This window comes from Sphingopyxis sp. KK2, assembly GCF_001990265.1.
Classification (GTDB): domain Bacteria; phylum Pseudomonadota; class Alphaproteobacteria; order Sphingomonadales; family Sphingomonadaceae; genus Sphingopyxis.
The window spans coordinates 1-17,645 of the sequence record NZ_LYVN01000080.1 but is presented as its reverse complement, the minus strand read 5'-3'; the positions used below and the strand labels follow the sequence as shown (position 1 = coordinate 17,645).

Sequence of the window (17,645 nt, the reverse complement as noted above, 5' to 3'; positions counted from 1 at the left end):
CCCCTCGCCCGCCCCCGCACCGGCCGGCGAACCCGACCTCACCGCATGGAGCTGGCGGCGCAACGTGGCGCCGAGCGAGGCGATGCTGTTCCGCTATTCGGCGCTGACCTTCAACAGCCACCGCATCCATTACGACTTGCCCTACACGCGCGACGAAGAAGGTTACCCTGGACTCGTCGTCCACGGGCCGCTGACCGCCACCCTGCTGCTCGACCTTGCGCAGCGCGAGCTGGGGGCCAATGCGCTGTCCGCTTTCACGATGCGCGCGCAGGCGCCGGCCTTTGTCGGCGAGACGATCCATCTCGTCGGGCGCGCGAAGGACGACGGGTGGGAGATGGCGGCGATCGGCCCCGACGGACGAACGATCATGGCAGCGGAGGCAAAGGCATGAACGAGCTGGTATTGCGCGAAGACAAGGACGGCGTCGCCACGCTGACGCTCAACCGCGCCGACAAGCGCAACGCGCTGAACCTTGCGCTGTGGGGCGAGCTCGACGCGCATACCGATGCCATCGCGGCGGCGGGCGACGCGATCGGCGCGGTGGTGCTGCGCGCCGCCGGTCCGGTCTTCTGCGCGGGCAACGACCTCAAGGAACGCGGGATCGAGGCGCCGCGTCCGCACTATCAGGCGTCGATCGTCACCAAGCTCGCCGAGCTGCCGCAGCCGCTGATCGTCGCGGTCCAGGGCGGCTGTTTCACCGGCGGGCTCGAGCTCGCGCTCGCGGGCGACATCATCGTCGCAGGCGAAAATGCGCATTTCGCCGACACGCATGGGAAATTCGGGCTGGTGCCGATCTGGGGCATGAGCCAGCGCCTGCCGCGCCGCGTCGGCGAATGGAAGGCGCGCGAGATGAGCTTTACCGGGCTGCCCGTAGACGGGCGCGAGGCGACGCGGATCGGGCTCGCCAATCATTGCGTCGCCGACGACGCGCTCGATACGACGACGCGGTCGCTCGCCGAGGCGATCGCCGGCCAGTCGCGGCACAGCGTCTTCGCATACAAGAAACTCTATCGCGAACAGGCGGATCTGCCGCTGGCGGCCGGGCTGGCGCACGAGGTGTTCAACAGCGCGGGGGTGGCGCCCGACTTTGCTGCGCGGGTGGCGAAGCAGTTTTAGCCGCCTCGAACATCAGGTCCGGTTAGGGGTGCCTAGCTGCCGTTCCCCATATTGTCATTCCCGCGAAAGCGGAAACCCAGGGAAAGCTTGGCCGACGCACGCTCTGGGTCCCCGCTTTCGCGGGGATGACAAAGTTGAATGATCATCGATTTTCGGTCGCTTCCGGCCGCTACCCGATCGGCTTGCCCTCTTCGACGCTCGCCCATTGGCGGCCGTCGTGGCCGAACAGGATGTGCACGCCCGCCCGTCGCCGCGCCCGCAGATAGTCCATCGTCCGCAGCCCCGCTTCGCGGTCGACGACCGCCTTTTGCAGCACCATCAGGTCGAGATTGCGTTCGGTGTAGCAGCAGTCCGCCGCCAACAGCATCTCGCGCCCGCTCGGCAGCTTCACGATGACGCTCTGGTGCCCCGGCGTATGCCCATAGGTCGGCACGATCCGCACACTGCCGTCGCCGAACAGGTCGAGCTCGCCGTCGATCGCCTTCACCGGCTGGCCAGTCGCATAATCGACCGCTTCGTAAAGCCCCGCTTCCTCGGTTGCCTGCGCCGCCGCCAGTTCGCGCGACTGCACGATCATCGTGGCGTTGGGCAGGCTCGCATTGCCGCCGCAATGGTCGATGTGGAGGTGCGAGTTGATCACCCAGTCGATGCTCGCAGGATCGACGTCGATGCTTTTGAGCCGCGCCGCAATCTCCTGCCCCTCGAAATACTGCAGCCCGAACTTGTTCGGCGGCAGCGCGGTTTCGAGCGTGCGGCGGTAGCGCACGCCCATGCCGGTATCGAAGAGAGCGCGGCCCTTGGGGTGGTCGATCAGATAGGAGGGTACCGGCCCCTTGAGATAATCGCCCTCCTCGCCCTCGATGAAATAGCCCGGGCGACACTGGAACCAGCCGGTGTTGAAGGCATAGAGGCGCAGCATATCGGTCACCGCTCGCGATACTCGGGCGCGCGTTTGCCGAGGAAGGCGGCGAGCGCTTCCTTATGATCCTCGGTCGCCGACAGGATCACCTGCTGGCGGTCCTCGATCGCCATTGCCGCGTCCAAACTTTGCGCATCGATGTTGAGATTGAGGGCCTGTTTCGACAGCCGCAGTCCCCAGGGCGCGGTCGCGAGCATCTCGTCGGCGAGCGCGAGCCCGCGATCGAGCAGCGCGTCCTCCGCGACGATCTCGCTGATCAGCCCGGCGCGCAAGGCCCGTTCGGCGTCGATGAAGCGCCCGGTCAGGATCATCTCCGACGCGAGGCTCGCACCGACGAGACGTGGCAGGAAATAGCTCGACGCCATGTCGCAGCCGCCGAGCCCGATGCGAATATAGGCGGCGTTGCAGCGAAAGCTCGGCGTCCCGTAACGCACGTCGGACGCGAGCAGCAGCGACAGCCCGCCCCCCGCGGCGGCGCCGTGGCCGAGCGCGATGATCGGCTGCGGGCAGGCGCGCATCTTGCGATAGATATTGCCGATGCTCGTCTGGGTGCGCAGCGTGCGCAGCACCGCGGTCTCGTCGGTCGAGCGATCCTCCTGGATGTCGAGCCCGGCGCAAAAACCGCGCCCCGCGCCGCGCAGGATCACGACGCGCACCTCCTTGCGCTCGGCAAGCCCGCCGAAATAGGCGTTGAGCTCGTCGACCAGCCCTTCGCTCAGCGCGTTCAATCGCTCGGGCCGGTTGAGCGTCGCGATCTCGACAGCGCCGCGGCTTTCGATCAGCAGCTCGCCGCTCACAGCGTCTGGCCGTCGTCGATCGTGAACACGCTGCCGGTGATCCCCTGCGCCGCGTCCGAGCAGAGCAGCAGCAGCGGCGCGTGGAGGTCGCTCGGCGGGCGCATGCGCTGGCGCGGGAAGGTCTTGACCATCGCATCGCCGACATCGCTTTCGAACAGCACCGAGGTCATCTCGGATTCGAAATAGCCCGGCTGGATCACATTGACGCTGATCCCGCGCCGCGCCCATTCGCGCGCCAGCGCCTTGCCGAGGTGGCGCACCGCCGCCTTGGTCGCGCCATAGACCGAGGTCGCGGGGAAGACCTTGTCGGCGGTGATCGATCCGATCAGCACGATGCGGCCGTGCTGTTTCTCGCGCGCGCCGGCCTTGTCGAGCCGCTTCGCGCCCTCGGTCGCGGTCAGGAAGACGCCGCGGACATTGGCGGCATGGAGGAAATCGACGTCGTCGACGCTCAGCCCCATCGCCATCTTCTCGGTTGCGACGCCGGCGTTGGCGACGATCGTGTCGACGGTGCCGAAGGCGGCCTCGGCGGCGTCATAGGCGGCCTTTGTCGAGGCTTCGTCGGTGACGTCCATGCTGACCGCGATCGCCTGCCCGCCCGCAGCCTCGATCTCGGCCACTTGTTCGGCGAGCTTGTCGGCGCGGCGCGCCGCGAGAACGACCTTCGCCCCCGCTGCGGCCAGCGCCTTGGCGAAACCCGCGCCGAGCCCCGAGGACGCCCCGGTGACGAGCGCGACGCGCCCCGTCAGATCGAACTTGGGTTGCTCCGCCATCGTCTCTCCCTTTCCTTTACGTCACCCCAGCCTTGGCGTTGATTGACGTTTACGTCAACCTGTCAAAGCCGTCAGGAGAATGAGAACAAAAGGGGGTTGACGGCGATGACTTGTTCTCCTATTGTTCTTCTCGTGCACACACAACCTCATCCCCCGCCGCGGCTGCCGAGCGCGGCGGGCGGGGGATAAAGGGTCCTGACGGATCAACGCCCCTCGGGCGGCTTCACGATATAGCGGTCGCGCTCTTCCACCGGGACATTGCCCTGCACCATATGCCGCGTCGCATAGACCCCGTCGCAAATCTCGATATCCAGCCGCTCCTGATCGCGCCGCCGCGTATCCTCCATGATATCGGCGATCGCATCGTCGGGAACCTCCATCCGCCGTAGCGCCTCTTCGGCCAGCAACAGCGCCGATTCAAAGGTCTCTCGCATCTGGTAATCGACCCCGGCGTGGATCAGTTCGATCGCATGCTCGCGGTCGAAGGCGCGCGACAGCACCGGCGTATGCGGGAATTCGGCCTTCAGCAGTTCGACGATCTTCAGCGTCGCTTCGCGGTCGTCGGTCGCGACGATGATCAGCTTCGCCTTGTGCGCCCCGGCAGCGTGCAGAATGTCGAGCCGGGTGCCGTCGCCGTAATAGATCTTGAAGCCAAAGGCCATCGACTGACGGATCGCCTCGGTATCGGTGTCGATCAGCGAGATCGAACAGCCGTTGGCGAACAGCGGCTGGCTGGCGATCTGGCCAAAGCGGCCAAAGCCGATCATCAGCACGCTCGCGCGCAGATCCTCGGCGACGTCCAGACCGTCGGCCGTATCCGCGACCTTCGGCATGAAGCGATCGTGCAGGATCACCATGATCGGGGTCAGCACCATCGACACGATGATGATCGCGGTCAGGATCGCATTATTCTCGGTGCTGAGAATCCCGACGCTGACCGCCGCGGCATAGAGGACGAAGGCGAATTCGCCGCCCTGCGCCATGATCACCGCGCGTTCGATCGCCTCGGCCCGGTCATGCTTGAACAGCCGCGCCACGACATAGATGACGATCATCTTGAGCGTCATATAGGCGGCGACCGACACCGCGATCAGCCCCAGATTGGCCGCAACGATATCGAGGTCGAGCGCCATGCCGACGCCGAGGAAGAAGAGGCCGAGCAGCACGCCGCGGAACGGCTCGATATCGGCCTCCAGCTGGTGCCGGAACGAGGATTCGGACAGCAGGACGCCCGCGAGAAAGGCGCCCATCGCCATCGACAGGCCGGCTTCCTGCATCAGCAGCGCAGACCCCAGCACCACGAGCAGCCCCGCGGCGGTCATCACCTCGCGCGCCTTGGCCCGGCCGAGCAGGCGGAACATCGGGTCGAGCAGATAGCGGCCCGCGACCACCAGCCCGGCGATCGCGGCCAGCCCGATGCCCACCGCCAGCAGACGGTCCTCGGTCGTCACAGCCTCCGCCCCCGGCGCGAGGAAGGCGACGAGCGCGAGCAACGGGACGATCGCCAGATCCTCGAGCAACAGGATCGCGACCACGCGCCGCCCCTTGGGCAGGCCCATCGCATTGCGTTCGTCGAGCATCTGCATCGCGATCGCGGTCGAGGTCAGCACGAAGCCAGTGCCCGCGACGAAGCTCGCCGCCACGGGATAGCCGAGCGCGAGGCCGACGCAGATCAGGAGCGCGATCGCCCCGCCGACCTGCACGGCGCCGAGCCCGAAAATCTCGCCGCGCATCGCCCACAGCCGCGACGGTTGCATCTCCAGGCCGATGATGAACAGGAACATCACGACGCCGAGTTCGGCGACATGCAGGATCGTCTGCGCGTCCGAAAACAGCCCGATGCCGAACGGTCCGATCGCCAGGCCCGCAGCCAGATAGCCGAGCACCGATCCCAGCCCCAGCCGTTTGAACAGCGGCACCGCGATCACCGCCGCGGCGAGCAGCACCACGATCGGCACCAGGTCGAATCCGTGCGCAGCGGCCTCGGCAGCATGTGTTGCGGTGTCGGCGGCCATGGTATCCCCTCTGCCAGGTCGTCAAAGCCGAGACTTAGGGCAGGATGGTCGATACCGCCACCCCCGGCAGCGGTCAGAAGTCGAAGCCGGCCTGGGCGTCGTCCTTGCGCGGTGTCGGCGGCGGCACGACCTTCACGCCTTCGAGCGCGAGCATGTGCGCCTTCGAATCCGATCCGCCCGGGGCCGAGAACCCACCGATCTTGCCGCCCGCGCCGGTCACCCGGTGGCACGGCACGATCAGCGGCACGGGGTTCCGCGCCATCGCCTGCCCGACGTCGCGGGCGAATTCGGGGCCGACGCCAAGCTCCTTCGCGACCGCGCCGTATGTCGTCGTCTCGCCCCAGCCGAGTCTGCGGACCCGCGCGTAAACGCGATCGAAAAACGGTTCCTGGGCACCCAGATCGACGGGCACGTCCGCAAAGTCGATCCGCTCGCCGGCGAAATAGCGCAGGATCGCATCGACCACCCGCCCGACATGCGGCGGCGGGTCGGTGCGCCGCGCGCCGGGACAATGACGCAGCAACGCCCGCTCGGCCTCGCGCATGCTTGCGGCGGGGAGGCGCAGACTGACGACCCCGCGCTCGGTCCAGCCAAGCGCGACAAAGCCCGCGGCACTTTCGAACAGATGATAATCGACGCGCATCGCCATGACCCGATCCATATCGGGCGGCGCGGAGTCAGTGCAAGGACGCAGCATAAGTCGGCCGGGCGCAGGGGATGGGGCGCGCGGCCGCTCTGCCTGTCGCGGGCCGGCGGCGATACCTCTGATTAACCACTCGTTTCAGTGCGTCCCTTATCATCTCATGCTATCGAGGCATTCAATACGGCGCGTCATCGAGGACAATCAGGTATGCGCAAGGCGGCGAGCTGGCAACGGGCGGTGATGGGCAACTGGGTGCTCATCGTCACCGGTGCGGGCGCCTTTTTGATATTATTCTTTCTGTCGCTCGCGACCGATGGCGGGTTCGAACAAAATGCGCGTCTGCGCCAGCAGGTTTCGAACTCCTATGACGCGCGTGCGGCGCTCCAGGGCGTGTTGACGCGGCATCAGGATATCGAGCTGGGCCAGCGCGGCTATGTCATCACGGGCGACCCCCAATTTCTGACGCCCTATCGAGCCGCCGAGGCGCGGATCGATTCCAATCTCGACCTGTTTGCCAAGCTGGCGGGAAGCGAGGGCAAGGGACGATTGATCGACGAGCTTCGCCGGACGTCGGCGGAGAAGCGCCGGTTCGTCGCGCACACGATCGAAATGGTGGAGAGCGGGCAGCGCGACGAGGCCGCGCGGTTGATCGCCGGCGGCGAGGGCAAGCGGTCGATGGACCATATCCGCGCGCTGATCTCGGAAATATCCGAGGCCGAGCGGCAAAAGCTGGAAGAACGCACCCTGATCGCCAATGCCGCCCGCGAACGATTGCGCGCCCGCACCTTCACCCTGCAGATCGGGTTGATCCTGCTGCTTGCGCTGGCGGCGGTCCTGATCGGGCGGAGCCAGTGGGCCCGCAAGAAGGCGCACCGCCGCGCGCGTGATCTTGCCGCGCGGCAGGAGGCGATTTTCGACAGCGCCAAGGACGGCATGATCGTCCTGAACCCGAGCGGCAGCATCGAGAGTCTCAATCCCTCGGCGGCGCGAATGTTCGGGGTGCCGTCCGAATCGCTGCTGCGGCGAGACATCGGATCGCTGTTCGAAATCGCCCCCGACCGCGGGCAGATCGAGACGTTCCTGCGCCGGCTGAAGGCGAACCGGAAGGAAAGTTACGGGCAGATCCAGGAGTTCGTCGGCCGGCGGCAAGATGGCGCGACCTTCCCGCTGGAAGTGTCGGTCAGTCCGGTCGACCTTGCCGACGGCACGCTGTTCGTCGCGGTGATCCGCGACATCAGCGACCGGCGCGAGGTCGAGCAGATGAAGAGCGAGTTCGTTGCGACGGTCAGCCACGAATTGCGCACGCCGCTGACCTCCATCGCGGGCGCACTCGGCCTGATCAGCGGGGGCGCGGCCGGGGAAATCCCGGCCAAAGCCGCGCGGCTGGTCGACATCGCGCACAGCAATGCCGCGCGGCTGGTGCGGCTGATCAACGATATCCTCGACATCGAGAAGATCGAAGCGGGGCGGATGCAGTTCGACATCCGCCCGCTGGCGCTGGGCGGCGTGCTCGAAGCTGCGGCGCACCAGGTCGCAGGCTTTGCCGGCGAATATGGCGTGACGGTCGAGATCGAGCCGGTGGCGCCAGAGGCCGCGGTGCTCGCCGACGAGGACCGGTTGATGCAGGTCATCACCAACCTGCTGTCGAACGCGATCAAATTCTCGCGGCGCGGCGGCACGGTAACGATGCGCGTCGCGCCGCTCGATCGCCGTTACCGGATCAGCGTCATCGACCGTGGCGAGGGGATTCCCGAGGCGTTCCGCAGCCGTATCTTCGGCAAGTTCGCACAAGCCGACGCCTCGGATTCGCGGGCGAAGGGCGGCACCGGGCTGGGGCTCAGCATCGTGCGCGAAATCGTCGTGCGGCTCGGCGGATCGGTCAGCTTCGACAGCGTCGAGGGCACGGGCAGTATCTTTCATGTCGATCTGCCGATCGCGGAATTGCCGGGGCTGGCCGCGCCGGTGCAGGTGGCCGAGGCTCCGCAGCCCGGCGAAGGCGCGCTTCCCGTCGTCCTCCACGTCGATGACGATCCCGACATGCTCGCGGTGGTCGCGAGCGCGTTCGACGGGCAGGCCGCGATCGAGTCAACCCCCAGCATCGCCGAGGCGCGGGCTGCGATCGCGCGGCGACGTTATGATGCCGCGATCCTCGACGTCGGCATGCTCGACGGAAACGGCACCGATCTTGTCGCGCCGCTCCGCAAACGGTCGCCCGGCTTGCCGATCGTCCTGTTCACCGCGCAGGAAGTGGGCGGCGCGCCGAAAGCCGATATCGATCTGATCCTCGTCAAATCGCGCGCCAGCCTCGACACGCTGGTGCACGAGGTAACCGGGCGGATCGCGGCGCAGCGCGCCCAGGGCGGAGGCGGAAAATGAGCGACCGGGTCCTCTATATCGACGACGAAGACGATATCCGCGAAGTCGCCGAAATGGCACTCGAGCTCGACCCGGGCTTCGAGGTGCGGACCTGCGCGTCGGGGCAGGAAGGGTTGGCGGCGGCGCGCGAATGGCAGCCCCGCCTGATCCTGCTCGACGTGATGATGCCCGAACTCGACGGGCCCGGGGTTCTCGAACGGCTGCGGCAGGACCCCGCGACGGCGGCGATCCCGGTGGTGTTCATCACCGCGCGCACGCAGGCGCACGAGGTCGAGCGGCTGCGCGGCCTTGGCGCGCGCGGGGTGCTGGCCAAACCGTTCGACGCGATGGCGCTGGCGGGGCAGGTCCGGGCGCTGCTCGATGGCTGAGATCGACGCCCGCCTTGCCGCGATCGCCGAACGCTTCGCCGCGCAGGCAGGGGAGACCGCGGCCGCAATCGGCGCGGCGCTCGATGCGGGTAACCATGACGAACTCGCACGGCTCGCGCACAGCCTGGCGGGGCGCGCCGGGATGTTCGGCCATGGCGCGATCGGCGACGCCGCACGCACGGTCGAGGAGGCGGTCGATGCGGGCGCGCCCGCCGAAGCGATCGCGAAATCGACTTGGGATCTGTTGGACCGTCTGGCAAAGTTAAATGGTGCCTGATAGGTAGTTATACTTAACCGCACAGGGTGGACCATGGCCCGCGTGCAATGATAAACTTGCGGTTCAACAGCATCGTGGTGGATTGGAAATGACGAAAGTGCTCGTGGCGGACGACGATCCGCTCACCATGGCAGGGATTATAGCGCTTCTCGACAAGACGAATTTCAACGTGGTGGCGACGGTGGACACGGGGACAGCGGTGCTCGATGCGTTGGGCGGGGCGCGGCCCGACCTGCTCATCCTCGACAATGGCATGCCCGAACGCAGCGGACTCGACGTGCTGCGCACGCTGCGCAGCCGCGGCGACACCCGGCCCGTCGTGCTGCTCACCGGCGGGCTCAATGACGAACTGGCCCGCGAGGCGATCCAGCTCGCGGTCAACGGCATCGTGATCAAGGCGACCGCGCCGCGCGACCTGCTCACTTGCCTCGAAACGGTCGTGCAGGGTCGCCGCTGGCTCGACCAGGACGTGATGCAGCGCGTGATGGACCAGGCGATGTCGCCCGACACCCCGCGCGACCCTTTCGACCTCTTGAGCGGCCGCGAGCGCGCGGTTGCCTCGCTCGCGAAGCGCGGGCTGCGCAACAAGGAAATCGCCGACGAACTGGGACTGACCGAAGGCACGGTGAAGGTCCATCTTCACAAGGTTTTCGAAAAGCTTGGGATCCGCGGACGCACCGAATTGATCCTGCTGGGGCAGGATCGCGGCGGCTGACCCTATATCCAAGGTTATAGGGTTTTTCGCCGTTGGTGAGCGTCGTTGTCGCCGCCCGGTGAATGGCCCGCGCGCGAGAGATAGCGCATTTGCCGGTCAAGTTGGCGGCATCGGGCCGTCACCGACGACAGGCGGGCCATGCGGTTTCTTCGCGTCCTTATCTTGCTGGCATTGGCGGCGATCAGCACGATCGCCAGCCAGCATGCGCGCGCGCAGGTCACCGCCTATGCGGTCGGGCAGGGGGCGGTGAACAGCGTCGAGGTCGGGGTCGAGGTGCGCGCGTCGGTGCTCGGGCGCTGCGGCTTCGCGACCGGCGGCGCCCCGTCGGGCAGCGTCGACCAGACCAATTTCGACCAGAGCGGCTTTACCAAGGACTTCGCGATCCAGCTCAACTGCACCGGCGCCTCGCGGATCGCGGTGTCCTCGGCCAATGGCGGCATGGCGACGACGGAGGCGGGCGGCACCGGCTATCAGACCAAGGCGCCCTATAATGTCGCGCTTTACATGGCGGCCGACAATGGCACGAACACGACCGCGACCTGTGCCGCCGCGACGCTGTCGGCGGGCGGCAGCTGCAGCTTCGCAGGCACCGCGGGCACCGCCACCGGACTTCGCCTCGCGGGCGCGTCGACCAAGGCGAACGGTTCCTATCTGCGCGTCAGCGCGCCGGCCTATGCGGGAACCGACATGCTGGCGGCAGGGCGCTATGCCGACACGCTGACGGTGACGATCAGCGTGAGTCCTTAACGCCATGTTTAACAAACCGAATCCGTGCTTGTTTACCATCGGTCCCTATGACGGGGACCGATATGACGCGCACCTTGTGGATCTCGACCCGAATCGCCCCCGCAATAGCCCTGGCCGCCGCATCGCTGGCGGTGACGGCACCGGCGGCCGCGAACGATACGCATCAGATCGCGGTCTATGGTTCGGTGGCGCCGCGCTGCTGGGTCGCCGAGCCGGCACGCACGACGATCGACCCGGCGGCAATGTCGTTCCGCGGGCGTGCGATCTGCAATCAGGCGCAGCCGGTGCTGCTGTCCGAACTGCGGGCGATCGGCCCCGACGGGCTGTTGGTCGAGCGCCTTCCGGCCACGGCCGTGCCGGCGAACTTCGTTTCGTCGCTTCCCCCTCGCACCGCGCTCGAGATCGTCGTATCCCCTCAAATATGAGGTTTCGAACCGCCGGCCTTGTCGCGCTGGCCCTGGCGTCCGCGATCATCGCCGCGCAGCCCGCGGCGGCCCAGTCGCAAATCTCGTCGGTCTGCGGCGTGACCGGCAGCGCGACCGCGCCCGCCAGCATCACCTATGATCCCTTTTCGCCCGGCGGCCTGTCCGAAGCGACGGTGCCGCTGATCCTGCGCCGCAACCGCGGCCTGATCCTCGGCCGCACGCGCGAGGTCAGCCTGGTCATCGTTTCACCGACAACCGCGCCGGCGATGAATGTGACCTATGACGGCTATAGCGTCATCTATCGCGAGGGCGCGACGGCGGGACGCCCGCGCGCGCTCAATTCGAAGGACAATGGCGCCGGCGCGGCGGGCGAGATCCGCTATGATTTCGGCAGCCTGCTGCAGGCCGATACCTCGACCCCGCTCAACCTTCGCGTGACGGTGCCGCCGGGGACCGACCTGTCGGCGGGGGAGCCGATCGTCCTCGACCTTCTCTATATCTGCTCGGGCGAGAACGGCATGGCGAGCGTGTCGGTCCCGACGCGCGAAACCGGGGCGATCCGGATCAACGTCAACACGGTCAGCGCGCTCCAGGCCTATTATGCGGGGTCGCCGCTCGATTTCGGCGAGATCGGCGACGCCACAACCACCGCGGTGCTGGCGGCGCCCGATCGCTACACCACCTCGGCCTCCAATTCGCTGCGCGTGCGCAGCTCGGGGCCGTTCGAGGTCCGCATGCGGTCGCAGAATGATTTCAAGCTGACCTATCCCGGCGGCAGCCTGTCGAACAGCGCGCAGACGATCAAATATAGCGCGCGCTTCCTGGGCCAGGAGGTGACATCGAACAGCGGATTCGGGACGCGCACCTGCGCCCGCGCCGGCATGGACGGCAGCGCCGGGGTGCTGCCGCTGCGCGCGACGCTGAAGGAAGGCGGGTCGGCGAAGACGCCCGCGACCAATTACAGCGACATCATCAGCATCACCTTCACGCCCGTCGTCACCGCAAGTTCGGCGACCAGCTGCGCGGGGCTTTAGGGCGCGGCGCCGGCCGGTCCGATATAGTTTTCGGCCCATGGCGTTGGCGCCTTCAGCCTAGACGCACGTAAATCCGCCATTTCCATGCGCCTGGGGGCGCCCGCCTATATCTTCGGTTATAGAAAATGATGCCCGAAGTTAGCTGCATTTTCGCCACCCGCTAAATATTGGCGCGCGGCAATCCAGCCTATCTCCAACTCGTCAGGGCGATGAGCCCTCCCGGATTTCAGATTGGAGATTAGACATGAAAAAGATTGTTCTCTCGGCCCTCGTCATCGGTTCGGCTTTCGCTTCGGCTCCGGTCTTCGCCCAGACCGTCACCGGCTCGGTCGACGTCACCGGCACCGTCGCCGCGCGCTGCTCGGCGGTCACCCCGATCACCGGCAGCATCACGCTGGGCGAACTTGCCAAGGCCGACGGCACCGTCGATCCGGCCTTCGCCGGCAACACCGGTGGCCTCAGCCGCAACTTCACCATCAAGTGCAACGGTTCGAACCCCAAGATCACGGTCGATGCCAAGCCGCTGGTGAACGCCGCCGCGACCAACTCGCCGAACGGCTACACCAACACCGTCCACTACACCGCGACCCTCGTCGCGATGGGCGCGAAGGGTGGCACGACCTCGGTTGCCGACCAGTCGCTGAGCTCGGGCGCCACCTCGGGCCAGGTCGGTGACCGTCTGGCCGCGGTATCGAACAACATCACGCTGACCGTTGGCAGCGGCGCCACCGCAGATTCGACGGCGATCCTCGACGCCGGCACCTATGCCGGCAAGGTCGAGATCACGATCGCTCCGACCGCCTGACACCCTCGGGGGGGGTGTGGTCCCGGCAGGCTCCCATCCACGGCCTGCCGGGATCTTCCCGGAGTAGATGGAAATGCGAAACCCACGGGCCCTAGCGGCCGAGCTGCGCCTCCGGGCGCTGGACGCCGAACCCCAGGAGCGCGCCGAGTTGCTGTTCCTGGCGGCGGAATATGAGAATATGGCCGACGCGCCCGCATTCGGCGGCCGGCCCGACTGGTTGGGGGTTCCCCTTCCCAAGTGAAGGCGGCCGGCGAAAGCCGGTCGCCTTTACAGTTACCGCTCGGTTCACCGCATTTCTTCTTGGCGCATCAGCGCCTTTTGTCCATCGTGGCGCAGCGGGTGGGGCAACGCGCAGGGAGTAGGTCATTGCAGTTGCTCAGGAGTTTCGGCGGCGCCATCGTCGCCATATCGATCGCCGCGGTGGTCACGGTCGCGGCCTATGCGATGGTCGTCCAGCCGGTCGTCATCGACCTCACGACCTCGGGTCGCGGGATGAGCCAGGTGGTGACGGTCGAAAACACCTTCGACAAGCCGCTGCCGGTCGAGATGCGGATCGAGGGGCTCGACCTGACCCCCGACGGCGTCACCGCGACCGGCAAGGATCCCGGCGAATTGTCAGTCTTCCCGCCGCAGGCGCTGATCCAGCCGGGCCAGCGCCAGAGCTTTCGCGTCCAATATGTCGGCGACCCGGCGCTGGCGAGCAGCCGCCATTATTTCGTCACTGCGGCGCAGCTTCCCGTCCAGACCAACGACACCCAGTCGAACGTCCAGCTCCTCTATAATTTCCAGGTGCTGGTCAGCGTTTCGCCCGACGGCGCCAAGCCGTCGCTGTCGATCGCCTCGGCCGAAATCGGCAAGGATGCCGATGGCGGTCCGGCGCCGGTGATCACCGTCGTCAACGCGTCGGCGGCGCATGGCTATCTGTCGCGCGGCCGCGTCCGCATCGTGCAATTTTCGCCCGACGGCCGCGAAGTGTTTCGCAAGGAGATTTCGGGACCCGAGCTGCAGCAGACCGTGGGCTATGGCCTGATCGGCGGCGGGCAGACGCGTCGCATGACCCTGCCCATCCGCCTGCCGCAGCCCGACGGCCGCGTCGAAGCGCTGTTCACCCCCGACAGCTGAAAGTGCCGGCGGTTCGCATGAACCCTCTTCTGATCGCAGGACTGTTGCTCGGCGCCAGCCTGGCGCCGGTCGCCGGCCATGCGCAGGGCACGGCCGGCGCCGACATGCGCGTGGTGCTCGACCCCGGCGCCGACGGGGCGCAGGCCAACCCCACCGGCCGCGCGGTGGTGCTCACCGCGCCGCTGTTCGACGGGCAATCCTATATCGGTGACACCACGCTGACGCTCGAACCGGGCGGCCAGGCGAGCTTCTCGGCCGAGCGCCTGCTTGCGCTGCTCGGCCCGCGGCTGGCGCCCGCGCTGATCGAGACGCTGCGCAAGCGGCTTGCCGAGCGCGGACAGATCGGCCGGGCCGACCTCGAAGGCGTCGGCGTCGCGATCCGCTACGATCCGCTGACGCTGCAGCTGGTGATGGATATCGCCGCGGCGAGCCGCGCGAGCCGATCGGTGACGCTGGGCGACGACAATGGGCGCGGGCCGACGACCTATGTCGCGCCCGCCGAGGTCAGCGCCTATCTCAACATCCGCGGCTCGATGGACTGGGTGCAGCAGGGCATCGATCAGGGGCTGTCGGCGCCGATCACCTTCCTCGACGGGGCGGTGCGCGCGGGCGGGGTGGTGCTCGAGGGCGAGGCCAATTGGCAGGCGGGCGCCCCCGGCGTCGATTTCCAGCGTCGCGGTACGCGGCTCGTCTATGACGACCGCGACAGCCTGATCCGCTGGTCGGGCGGCGACCTGCGCACGCTGGCGCGCGGATTCCAGGCGGCGCCCGAAATCGGCGGCCTGTCGATCTCGCGCTTCTATTCTTTGCTCGATCCGCAGCGGATCATCCGCCCGCGCGGCAGCCGCAGCTTTCGCATCGACCGCCGTTCGGTGGTCGAGGTGCGCGTCAACGGCCAGCTCGTGCGGCGGCTCGAACTCGACCCCGGCAGTTTCGACCTCAAGGATTTTCCCTTCACCCAGGGATCGAACGACGTCCGGCTGACGATCACCGACGATACGGGACGCACCGAATCCTTCAATTTCGACATCTTCCTCGACCAGTCGCAGCTCGCCGAGGGATTGAGCGAATTCGGGCTTTACGCCGGCGTGCTCGCGCCGCTCGGCCGGCGTGGGCCGGTGTACAGCGACGATCTGGCGTTCAGCGGCTTCTATCGCCGGGGGGTGAGCGACAAATTGACCCTTGGCGTCAACGCCCAGGCCGATCCGCATGGCTGGATGGGCGGCATCGAGACGGTCGTCGCAACCCCGATCGGCTCGTTCGGCGGCTTCGCATCGGCGTCGCATGTCGATGGCTTCGGCAAGGGCTGGGCCTCGGTCCTGACCTTTCAGCGCACGATCGCGCGGCGCGAGCGCGGTGCCGACGCGCTGTCGCTGTCGTTCGAGGCGCGCAGCCGCGACTTCGCGCCGATCGGCGTGGGGCCGCCGTCGAACCCCTATCGCTACATCGCGGGCGCCAGCTACAACGCGTCGATCAGCGATGCGCTCTATGGCGGGCTCGACGCGCGCTATTCGCGCGGGCGCGGCACCGAACCCAATGTCGGCAGCCTGCGCGCGACGGGGGGCTGGCGAATCTCGCCGCAGCTCAACCTGACCGGCGACATCAGCTATGAACGCGCGGGGCGGCAGGACCGCGTCGGCGTTTTCCTGTCGCTCGTGTTCCGCCTCGATCGCGCGTCGAACCTGCGCGCGGACTATGACAGTCGGGGGGACCGCAAGCGCCTGACCTACCAGACCTATCATGGCTCGGGCACCGGGGCGTATAATTTCAGCGCCGATGTCGAACATAGCGACTTCGGCGTCGCGACGACCGCCAACGGCATCTATTACAGCAATCGCGCCGAGCTGGGCTTCAGCCATTTCGGCACGTTCGAACGCGATCTCGGCGGATCGACCGGGCAGCGCACGTCGCTTCGCTTCGGCACCTCGCTCGCCTTCGCCGACGGCAGCGTCTCGATCGGCCGACCGATCCAGGACAGCTTCGCGATCGTAAGGGCGCATCCCTCGCTGAAGGGAACCGATATCTTCATCGACGCCAACGGACGTTTTTCGACCGCGAACAGCGGCACGCTCGGCACCGCGCTGCAGCCGAGCCTCAGCAGCTACAGCGAGCGCAACCTGCTGGTGACCGCCCCCGACGCGCCGCTCGGCACCGACCTCGGGGAGGGATCCTTCCGGCTGCTTCCCGGCTATCGCAGCGGTTACCGGCTGACGGTCGGATCGGACTATATGGTCAGCGTCGTCGGGCGGCTGCTCGGTGCGAACGGACAGCCGATCGCGCTGGTCGCGGGCAGCGCGATCGAGGAAGCGCACCCCGAGCGCGAGCCGGTGCCGTTGTTCACCAATGCGGCAGGGCGCTTTGGTGCGACCGGCCTCGCGCCCGGCCGGTGGCGGATCACGCTGACCGATCCCGACCGGACGCAGTTCAGTCTGCTCATCCCCGAGGGCGCCGAGCGGACGGTCGCGGCGGGGGATCTGGTCGCCGAACGGCCATGATCACTCTCGCTCTTGGCTTCACCGCGTCGATGCGGCGCGTCCGCTCCCGGCTGACGAAGCCTAGAAACCGAACGCCACGCCGACCCGGCCGCCCGTCGACCCCTTGACGGTCGATCCGGCGATGCCGCCGCTGACATAGACGCGCGGTGCGAGCCGGACGACCGCCGCCCCGGCGAAGCCCTGTTCGCCGCGATAGGTGGCGAGGTTGAACGAGACCGACACATCGCTGTCGGGCACGATCATCGTCCCCCCCAACGCCATCGCGGTCGCGATGCCGCCGTTCGCCTGCACCGCATGGCGTTCGAGCACCAGCGTGCGCTGGTCGAGCGCCGCGGTCTGCTGTTCGAGCAGGTTCACCCGGTTCGGCAACCCGCCGAGCGTCGCGATGTCGAGCGCCGAGGTGCCGAGGTTGCCCGCCGCGTCGGTGGTCAGCAGCTTGAGCGACCCGCTCTGCGCCGCATTGCTCGCCGCCGACCCCACGCCCGAGAGCGTGTAGGTGCTCGCCGAATTGCCGAGCGCGACCTGCCCCGTGCGGCTCGCCACCGCGCCGTTCCCGATCGCGACCGATCCGTCGCCGGTCGCGCTGCTCGCATTGCCGAGCGCCACCGCGCCGGTACCGACGGCATTGTTGTTCGCGCCGATCGCGACGGCCCCGATACCGGTCGCGACATTGGGATCGCCGATCGCCACCGCGCCATTGCCCGAGGCGCTGTTGCCCGCGCCGATCGACACCGCCTGCCCGTTGATCGCCCGGGCATTCGCCCCCATCGCGACCGATTGGTTGCCGCTGGCGACCGAACCCGGCCCGACCGCGATTGAGTCGACGCCCGTCGCCTGCGGTCCCGGCCCCGTGCTGTTGGCGCGGAAATAGGCGCCGTTGGCGAGCGCGGTATTCGCCGTGCTCTGCGCCGCCGCCGCTTCCGAACGCGCCGTTGTTGCGGTCAGCTGCGCCGCCGCGGCTTCGGTGCGCGCGGTGTTGGCGGTCGTCTGCGCCGTGCTGGCGTTGGCGAAGGCGGCA

The 17,645-nt window shown here is 67.5% G+C and carries 16 protein-coding genes and 2 pseudogenes; 12 read left to right on the top strand and 6 right to left on the bottom strand.

All coding sequences use genetic code 11. The annotated features are described in order from the left end of the window. Both B1A78_RS13820 and B1A78_RS13815 read left to right on the top strand, forming a co-directional pair. Nucleotides 1–391: pseudogene (locus B1A78_RS13820) on the top strand (MaoC/PaaZ C-terminal domain-containing protein); the annotation flags it as partial. Next, nucleotides 388–1,116: an enoyl-CoA hydratase/isomerase family protein gene (locus B1A78_RS13815; RefSeq protein WP_077147517.1), complete on the top strand. Its 729-nt coding sequence runs from the start codon at nucleotides 388–390 to the stop codon at nucleotides 1,114–1,116. The pseudogene B1A78_RS13820 and the gene B1A78_RS13815, both read left to right, overlap by 4 nt. 169 nt (nucleotides 1,117–1,285) lie before the next feature. Here the strand turns inward: B1A78_RS13815 and B1A78_RS13810 are convergent, their stop codons facing one another. The 5 genes from B1A78_RS13810 to B1A78_RS13790 form a co-directional block, all read right to left on the bottom strand. Further along, complete coding sequence (locus B1A78_RS13810; RefSeq protein WP_077147519.1) at nucleotides 1,286–2,035, bottom strand: N-acyl homoserine lactonase family protein; 750 nt, start codon at nucleotides 2,033–2,035, stop codon at nucleotides 1,286–1,288. Nucleotides 2,036–2,040: 5 nt separating this feature from the next. Next, nucleotides 2,041–2,832 carry an enoyl-CoA hydratase/isomerase family protein gene (locus B1A78_RS13805; protein WP_077147516.1) on the bottom strand — a complete coding sequence of 264 codons (792 nt, stop codon included), beginning with the start codon at nucleotides 2,830–2,832 and terminating at the stop codon, nucleotides 2,041–2,043. Then, the gene (locus B1A78_RS13800) at nucleotides 2,829–3,605 is read right to left on the bottom strand and encodes an SDR family NAD(P)-dependent oxidoreductase (protein WP_077147515.1); all 777 of its coding nucleotides are present in this window, start codon (nucleotides 3,603–3,605) and stop codon (nucleotides 2,829–2,831) included. The genes B1A78_RS13805 and B1A78_RS13800 overlap by 4 nt, the downstream gene beginning before the upstream one ends. A 203-nt stretch (nucleotides 3,606–3,808) precedes the next feature. Next, nucleotides 3,809–5,620 carry a monovalent cation:proton antiporter-2 (CPA2) family protein gene (locus B1A78_RS13795; protein ID WP_077147514.1) on the bottom strand — a complete coding sequence of 604 codons (1,812 nt, stop codon included), beginning with the start codon at nucleotides 5,618–5,620 and terminating at the stop codon, nucleotides 3,809–3,811. A gap of 73 nt (nucleotides 5,621–5,693) precedes the next feature. Then, nucleotides 5,694–6,269: a methylated-DNA--[protein]-cysteine S-methyltransferase gene (locus tag B1A78_RS13790; protein WP_077147513.1), complete on the bottom strand. Its 576-nt coding sequence runs from the start codon at nucleotides 6,267–6,269 to the stop codon at nucleotides 5,694–5,696. A gap of 201 nt (nucleotides 6,270–6,470) precedes the next feature. On the opposite strand from B1A78_RS13790, the gene B1A78_RS13785 reads away from it, so the two are divergent. The 10 genes from B1A78_RS13785 (at nucleotide 6,471) to B1A78_RS13740 (ending at nucleotide 16,627) form a co-directional block, all read left to right on the top strand. Continuing rightward, nucleotides 6,471–8,639, top strand: a complete 2,169-nt coding sequence (locus B1A78_RS13785; RefSeq protein WP_077147512.1) for a CHASE3 domain-containing protein — start codon at nucleotides 6,471–6,473, stop codon at nucleotides 8,637–8,639. Next, complete coding sequence (locus B1A78_RS13780; RefSeq protein ID WP_077147511.1) at nucleotides 8,636–9,007, top strand: response regulator; 372 nt, start codon at nucleotides 8,636–8,638, stop codon at nucleotides 9,005–9,007. The genes B1A78_RS13785 and B1A78_RS13780 overlap by 4 nt, the downstream gene beginning before the upstream one ends. Further along, nucleotides 9,000–9,284 (top strand): Hpt domain-containing protein, encoded by a 285-nt coding sequence (locus B1A78_RS13775; protein ID WP_077147510.1) that lies wholly within the window; start codon nucleotides 9,000–9,002, stop codon nucleotides 9,282–9,284. The genes B1A78_RS13780 and B1A78_RS13775 overlap by 8 nt, the downstream gene beginning before the upstream one ends. A gap of 88 nt (nucleotides 9,285–9,372) precedes the next feature. Continuing rightward, the gene (locus tag B1A78_RS13770) at nucleotides 9,373–9,999 is read left to right on the top strand and encodes a response regulator transcription factor (RefSeq protein WP_077147518.1); all 627 of its coding nucleotides are present in this window, start codon (nucleotides 9,373–9,375) and stop codon (nucleotides 9,997–9,999) included. Nucleotides 10,000–10,137: 138 nt separating this feature from the next. Beyond that, nucleotides 10,138–10,746 carry a hypothetical protein gene (locus B1A78_RS13765; protein WP_144037827.1) on the top strand — a complete coding sequence of 203 codons (609 nt, stop codon included), beginning with the start codon at nucleotides 10,138–10,140 and terminating at the stop codon, nucleotides 10,744–10,746. Between the two features lie 62 nt (nucleotides 10,747–10,808). Beyond that, nucleotides 10,809–11,171, top strand: coding sequence for a hypothetical protein (locus tag B1A78_RS13760; RefSeq protein WP_144037826.1), 363 nt, complete (start codon nucleotides 10,809–10,811; stop codon nucleotides 11,169–11,171). After that, complete coding sequence (locus B1A78_RS13755) at nucleotides 11,168–12,205, top strand: hypothetical protein (RefSeq protein WP_077147507.1); 1,038 nt, start codon at nucleotides 11,168–11,170, stop codon at nucleotides 12,203–12,205. The genes B1A78_RS13760 and B1A78_RS13755 overlap by 4 nt, the downstream gene beginning before the upstream one ends. A gap of 244 nt (nucleotides 12,206–12,449) precedes the next feature. Continuing rightward, entirely contained in the window at nucleotides 12,450–13,010 is a 561-nt protein-coding gene (locus B1A78_RS13750; RefSeq protein WP_077147506.1) for a hypothetical protein, read from the top strand. A 366-nt stretch (nucleotides 13,011–13,376) separates the two neighbouring features. Next, nucleotides 13,377–14,132 carry a fimbria/pilus periplasmic chaperone gene (locus B1A78_RS13745; RefSeq protein ID WP_256838330.1) on the top strand — a complete coding sequence of 252 codons (756 nt, stop codon included), beginning with the start codon at nucleotides 13,377–13,379 and terminating at the stop codon, nucleotides 14,130–14,132. A 17-nt stretch (nucleotides 14,133–14,149) separates the two neighbouring features. After that, nucleotides 14,150–16,627, top strand: coding sequence for a hypothetical protein (locus B1A78_RS13740; RefSeq protein ID WP_077147504.1), 2,478 nt, complete (start codon nucleotides 14,150–14,152; stop codon nucleotides 16,625–16,627). Nucleotides 16,628–16,687: 60 nt separating this feature from the next. Here B1A78_RS13740 and B1A78_RS23310 read toward each other — a convergent pair. After that, nucleotides 16,688–17,645, bottom strand: a pseudogene (locus B1A78_RS23310) (YadA-like family protein); the annotation flags it as partial.

What these genes read in the sequence shown, in the direction of transcription:
- B1A78_RS13815 (WP_077147517.1), top strand. Translation starts at nt 388, where the DNA reads ATGAACGAGCTGGTATTGCGCGAAGACAAGGACGGCGTCGCCACGCTG.
- B1A78_RS13810 (WP_077147519.1), bottom strand. Translation starts at nt 2,035, where the DNA reads ATGCTGCGCCTCTATGCCTTCAACACCGGCTGGTTCCAGTGTCGCCCG.
- B1A78_RS13800 (WP_077147515.1), bottom strand. Translation starts at nt 3,605, where the DNA reads ATGGCGGAGCAACCCAAGTTCGATCTGACGGGGCGCGTCGCGCTCGTC.
- B1A78_RS13795 (WP_077147514.1), bottom strand. Translation starts at nt 5,620, where the DNA reads ATGGCCGCCGACACCGCAACACATGCTGCCGAGGCCGCTGCGCACGGA.
- B1A78_RS13790 (WP_077147513.1), bottom strand. Translation starts at nt 6,269, where the DNA reads ATGGCGATGCGCGTCGATTATCATCTGTTCGAAAGTGCCGCGGGCTTT.
- B1A78_RS13785 (WP_077147512.1), top strand. Translation starts at nt 6,471, where the DNA reads ATGCGCAAGGCGGCGAGCTGGCAACGGGCGGTGATGGGCAACTGGGTG.
- B1A78_RS13780 (WP_077147511.1), top strand. Translation starts at nt 8,636, where the DNA reads ATGAGCGACCGGGTCCTCTATATCGACGACGAAGACGATATCCGCGAA.
- B1A78_RS13775 (WP_077147510.1), top strand. Translation starts at nt 9,000, where the DNA reads ATGGCTGAGATCGACGCCCGCCTTGCCGCGATCGCCGAACGCTTCGCC.
- B1A78_RS13770 (WP_077147518.1), top strand. Translation starts at nt 9,373, where the DNA reads ATGACGAAAGTGCTCGTGGCGGACGACGATCCGCTCACCATGGCAGGG.
- B1A78_RS13765 (WP_144037827.1), top strand. Translation starts at nt 10,138, where the DNA reads ATGCGGTTTCTTCGCGTCCTTATCTTGCTGGCATTGGCGGCGATCAGC.
- B1A78_RS13760 (WP_144037826.1), top strand. Translation starts at nt 10,809, where the DNA reads ATGACGCGCACCTTGTGGATCTCGACCCGAATCGCCCCCGCAATAGCC.
- B1A78_RS13755 (WP_077147507.1), top strand. Translation starts at nt 11,168, where the DNA reads ATGAGGTTTCGAACCGCCGGCCTTGTCGCGCTGGCCCTGGCGTCCGCG.
- B1A78_RS13750 (WP_077147506.1), top strand. Translation starts at nt 12,450, where the DNA reads ATGAAAAAGATTGTTCTCTCGGCCCTCGTCATCGGTTCGGCTTTCGCT.
- B1A78_RS13740 (WP_077147504.1), top strand. Translation starts at nt 14,150, where the DNA reads ATGAACCCTCTTCTGATCGCAGGACTGTTGCTCGGCGCCAGCCTGGCG.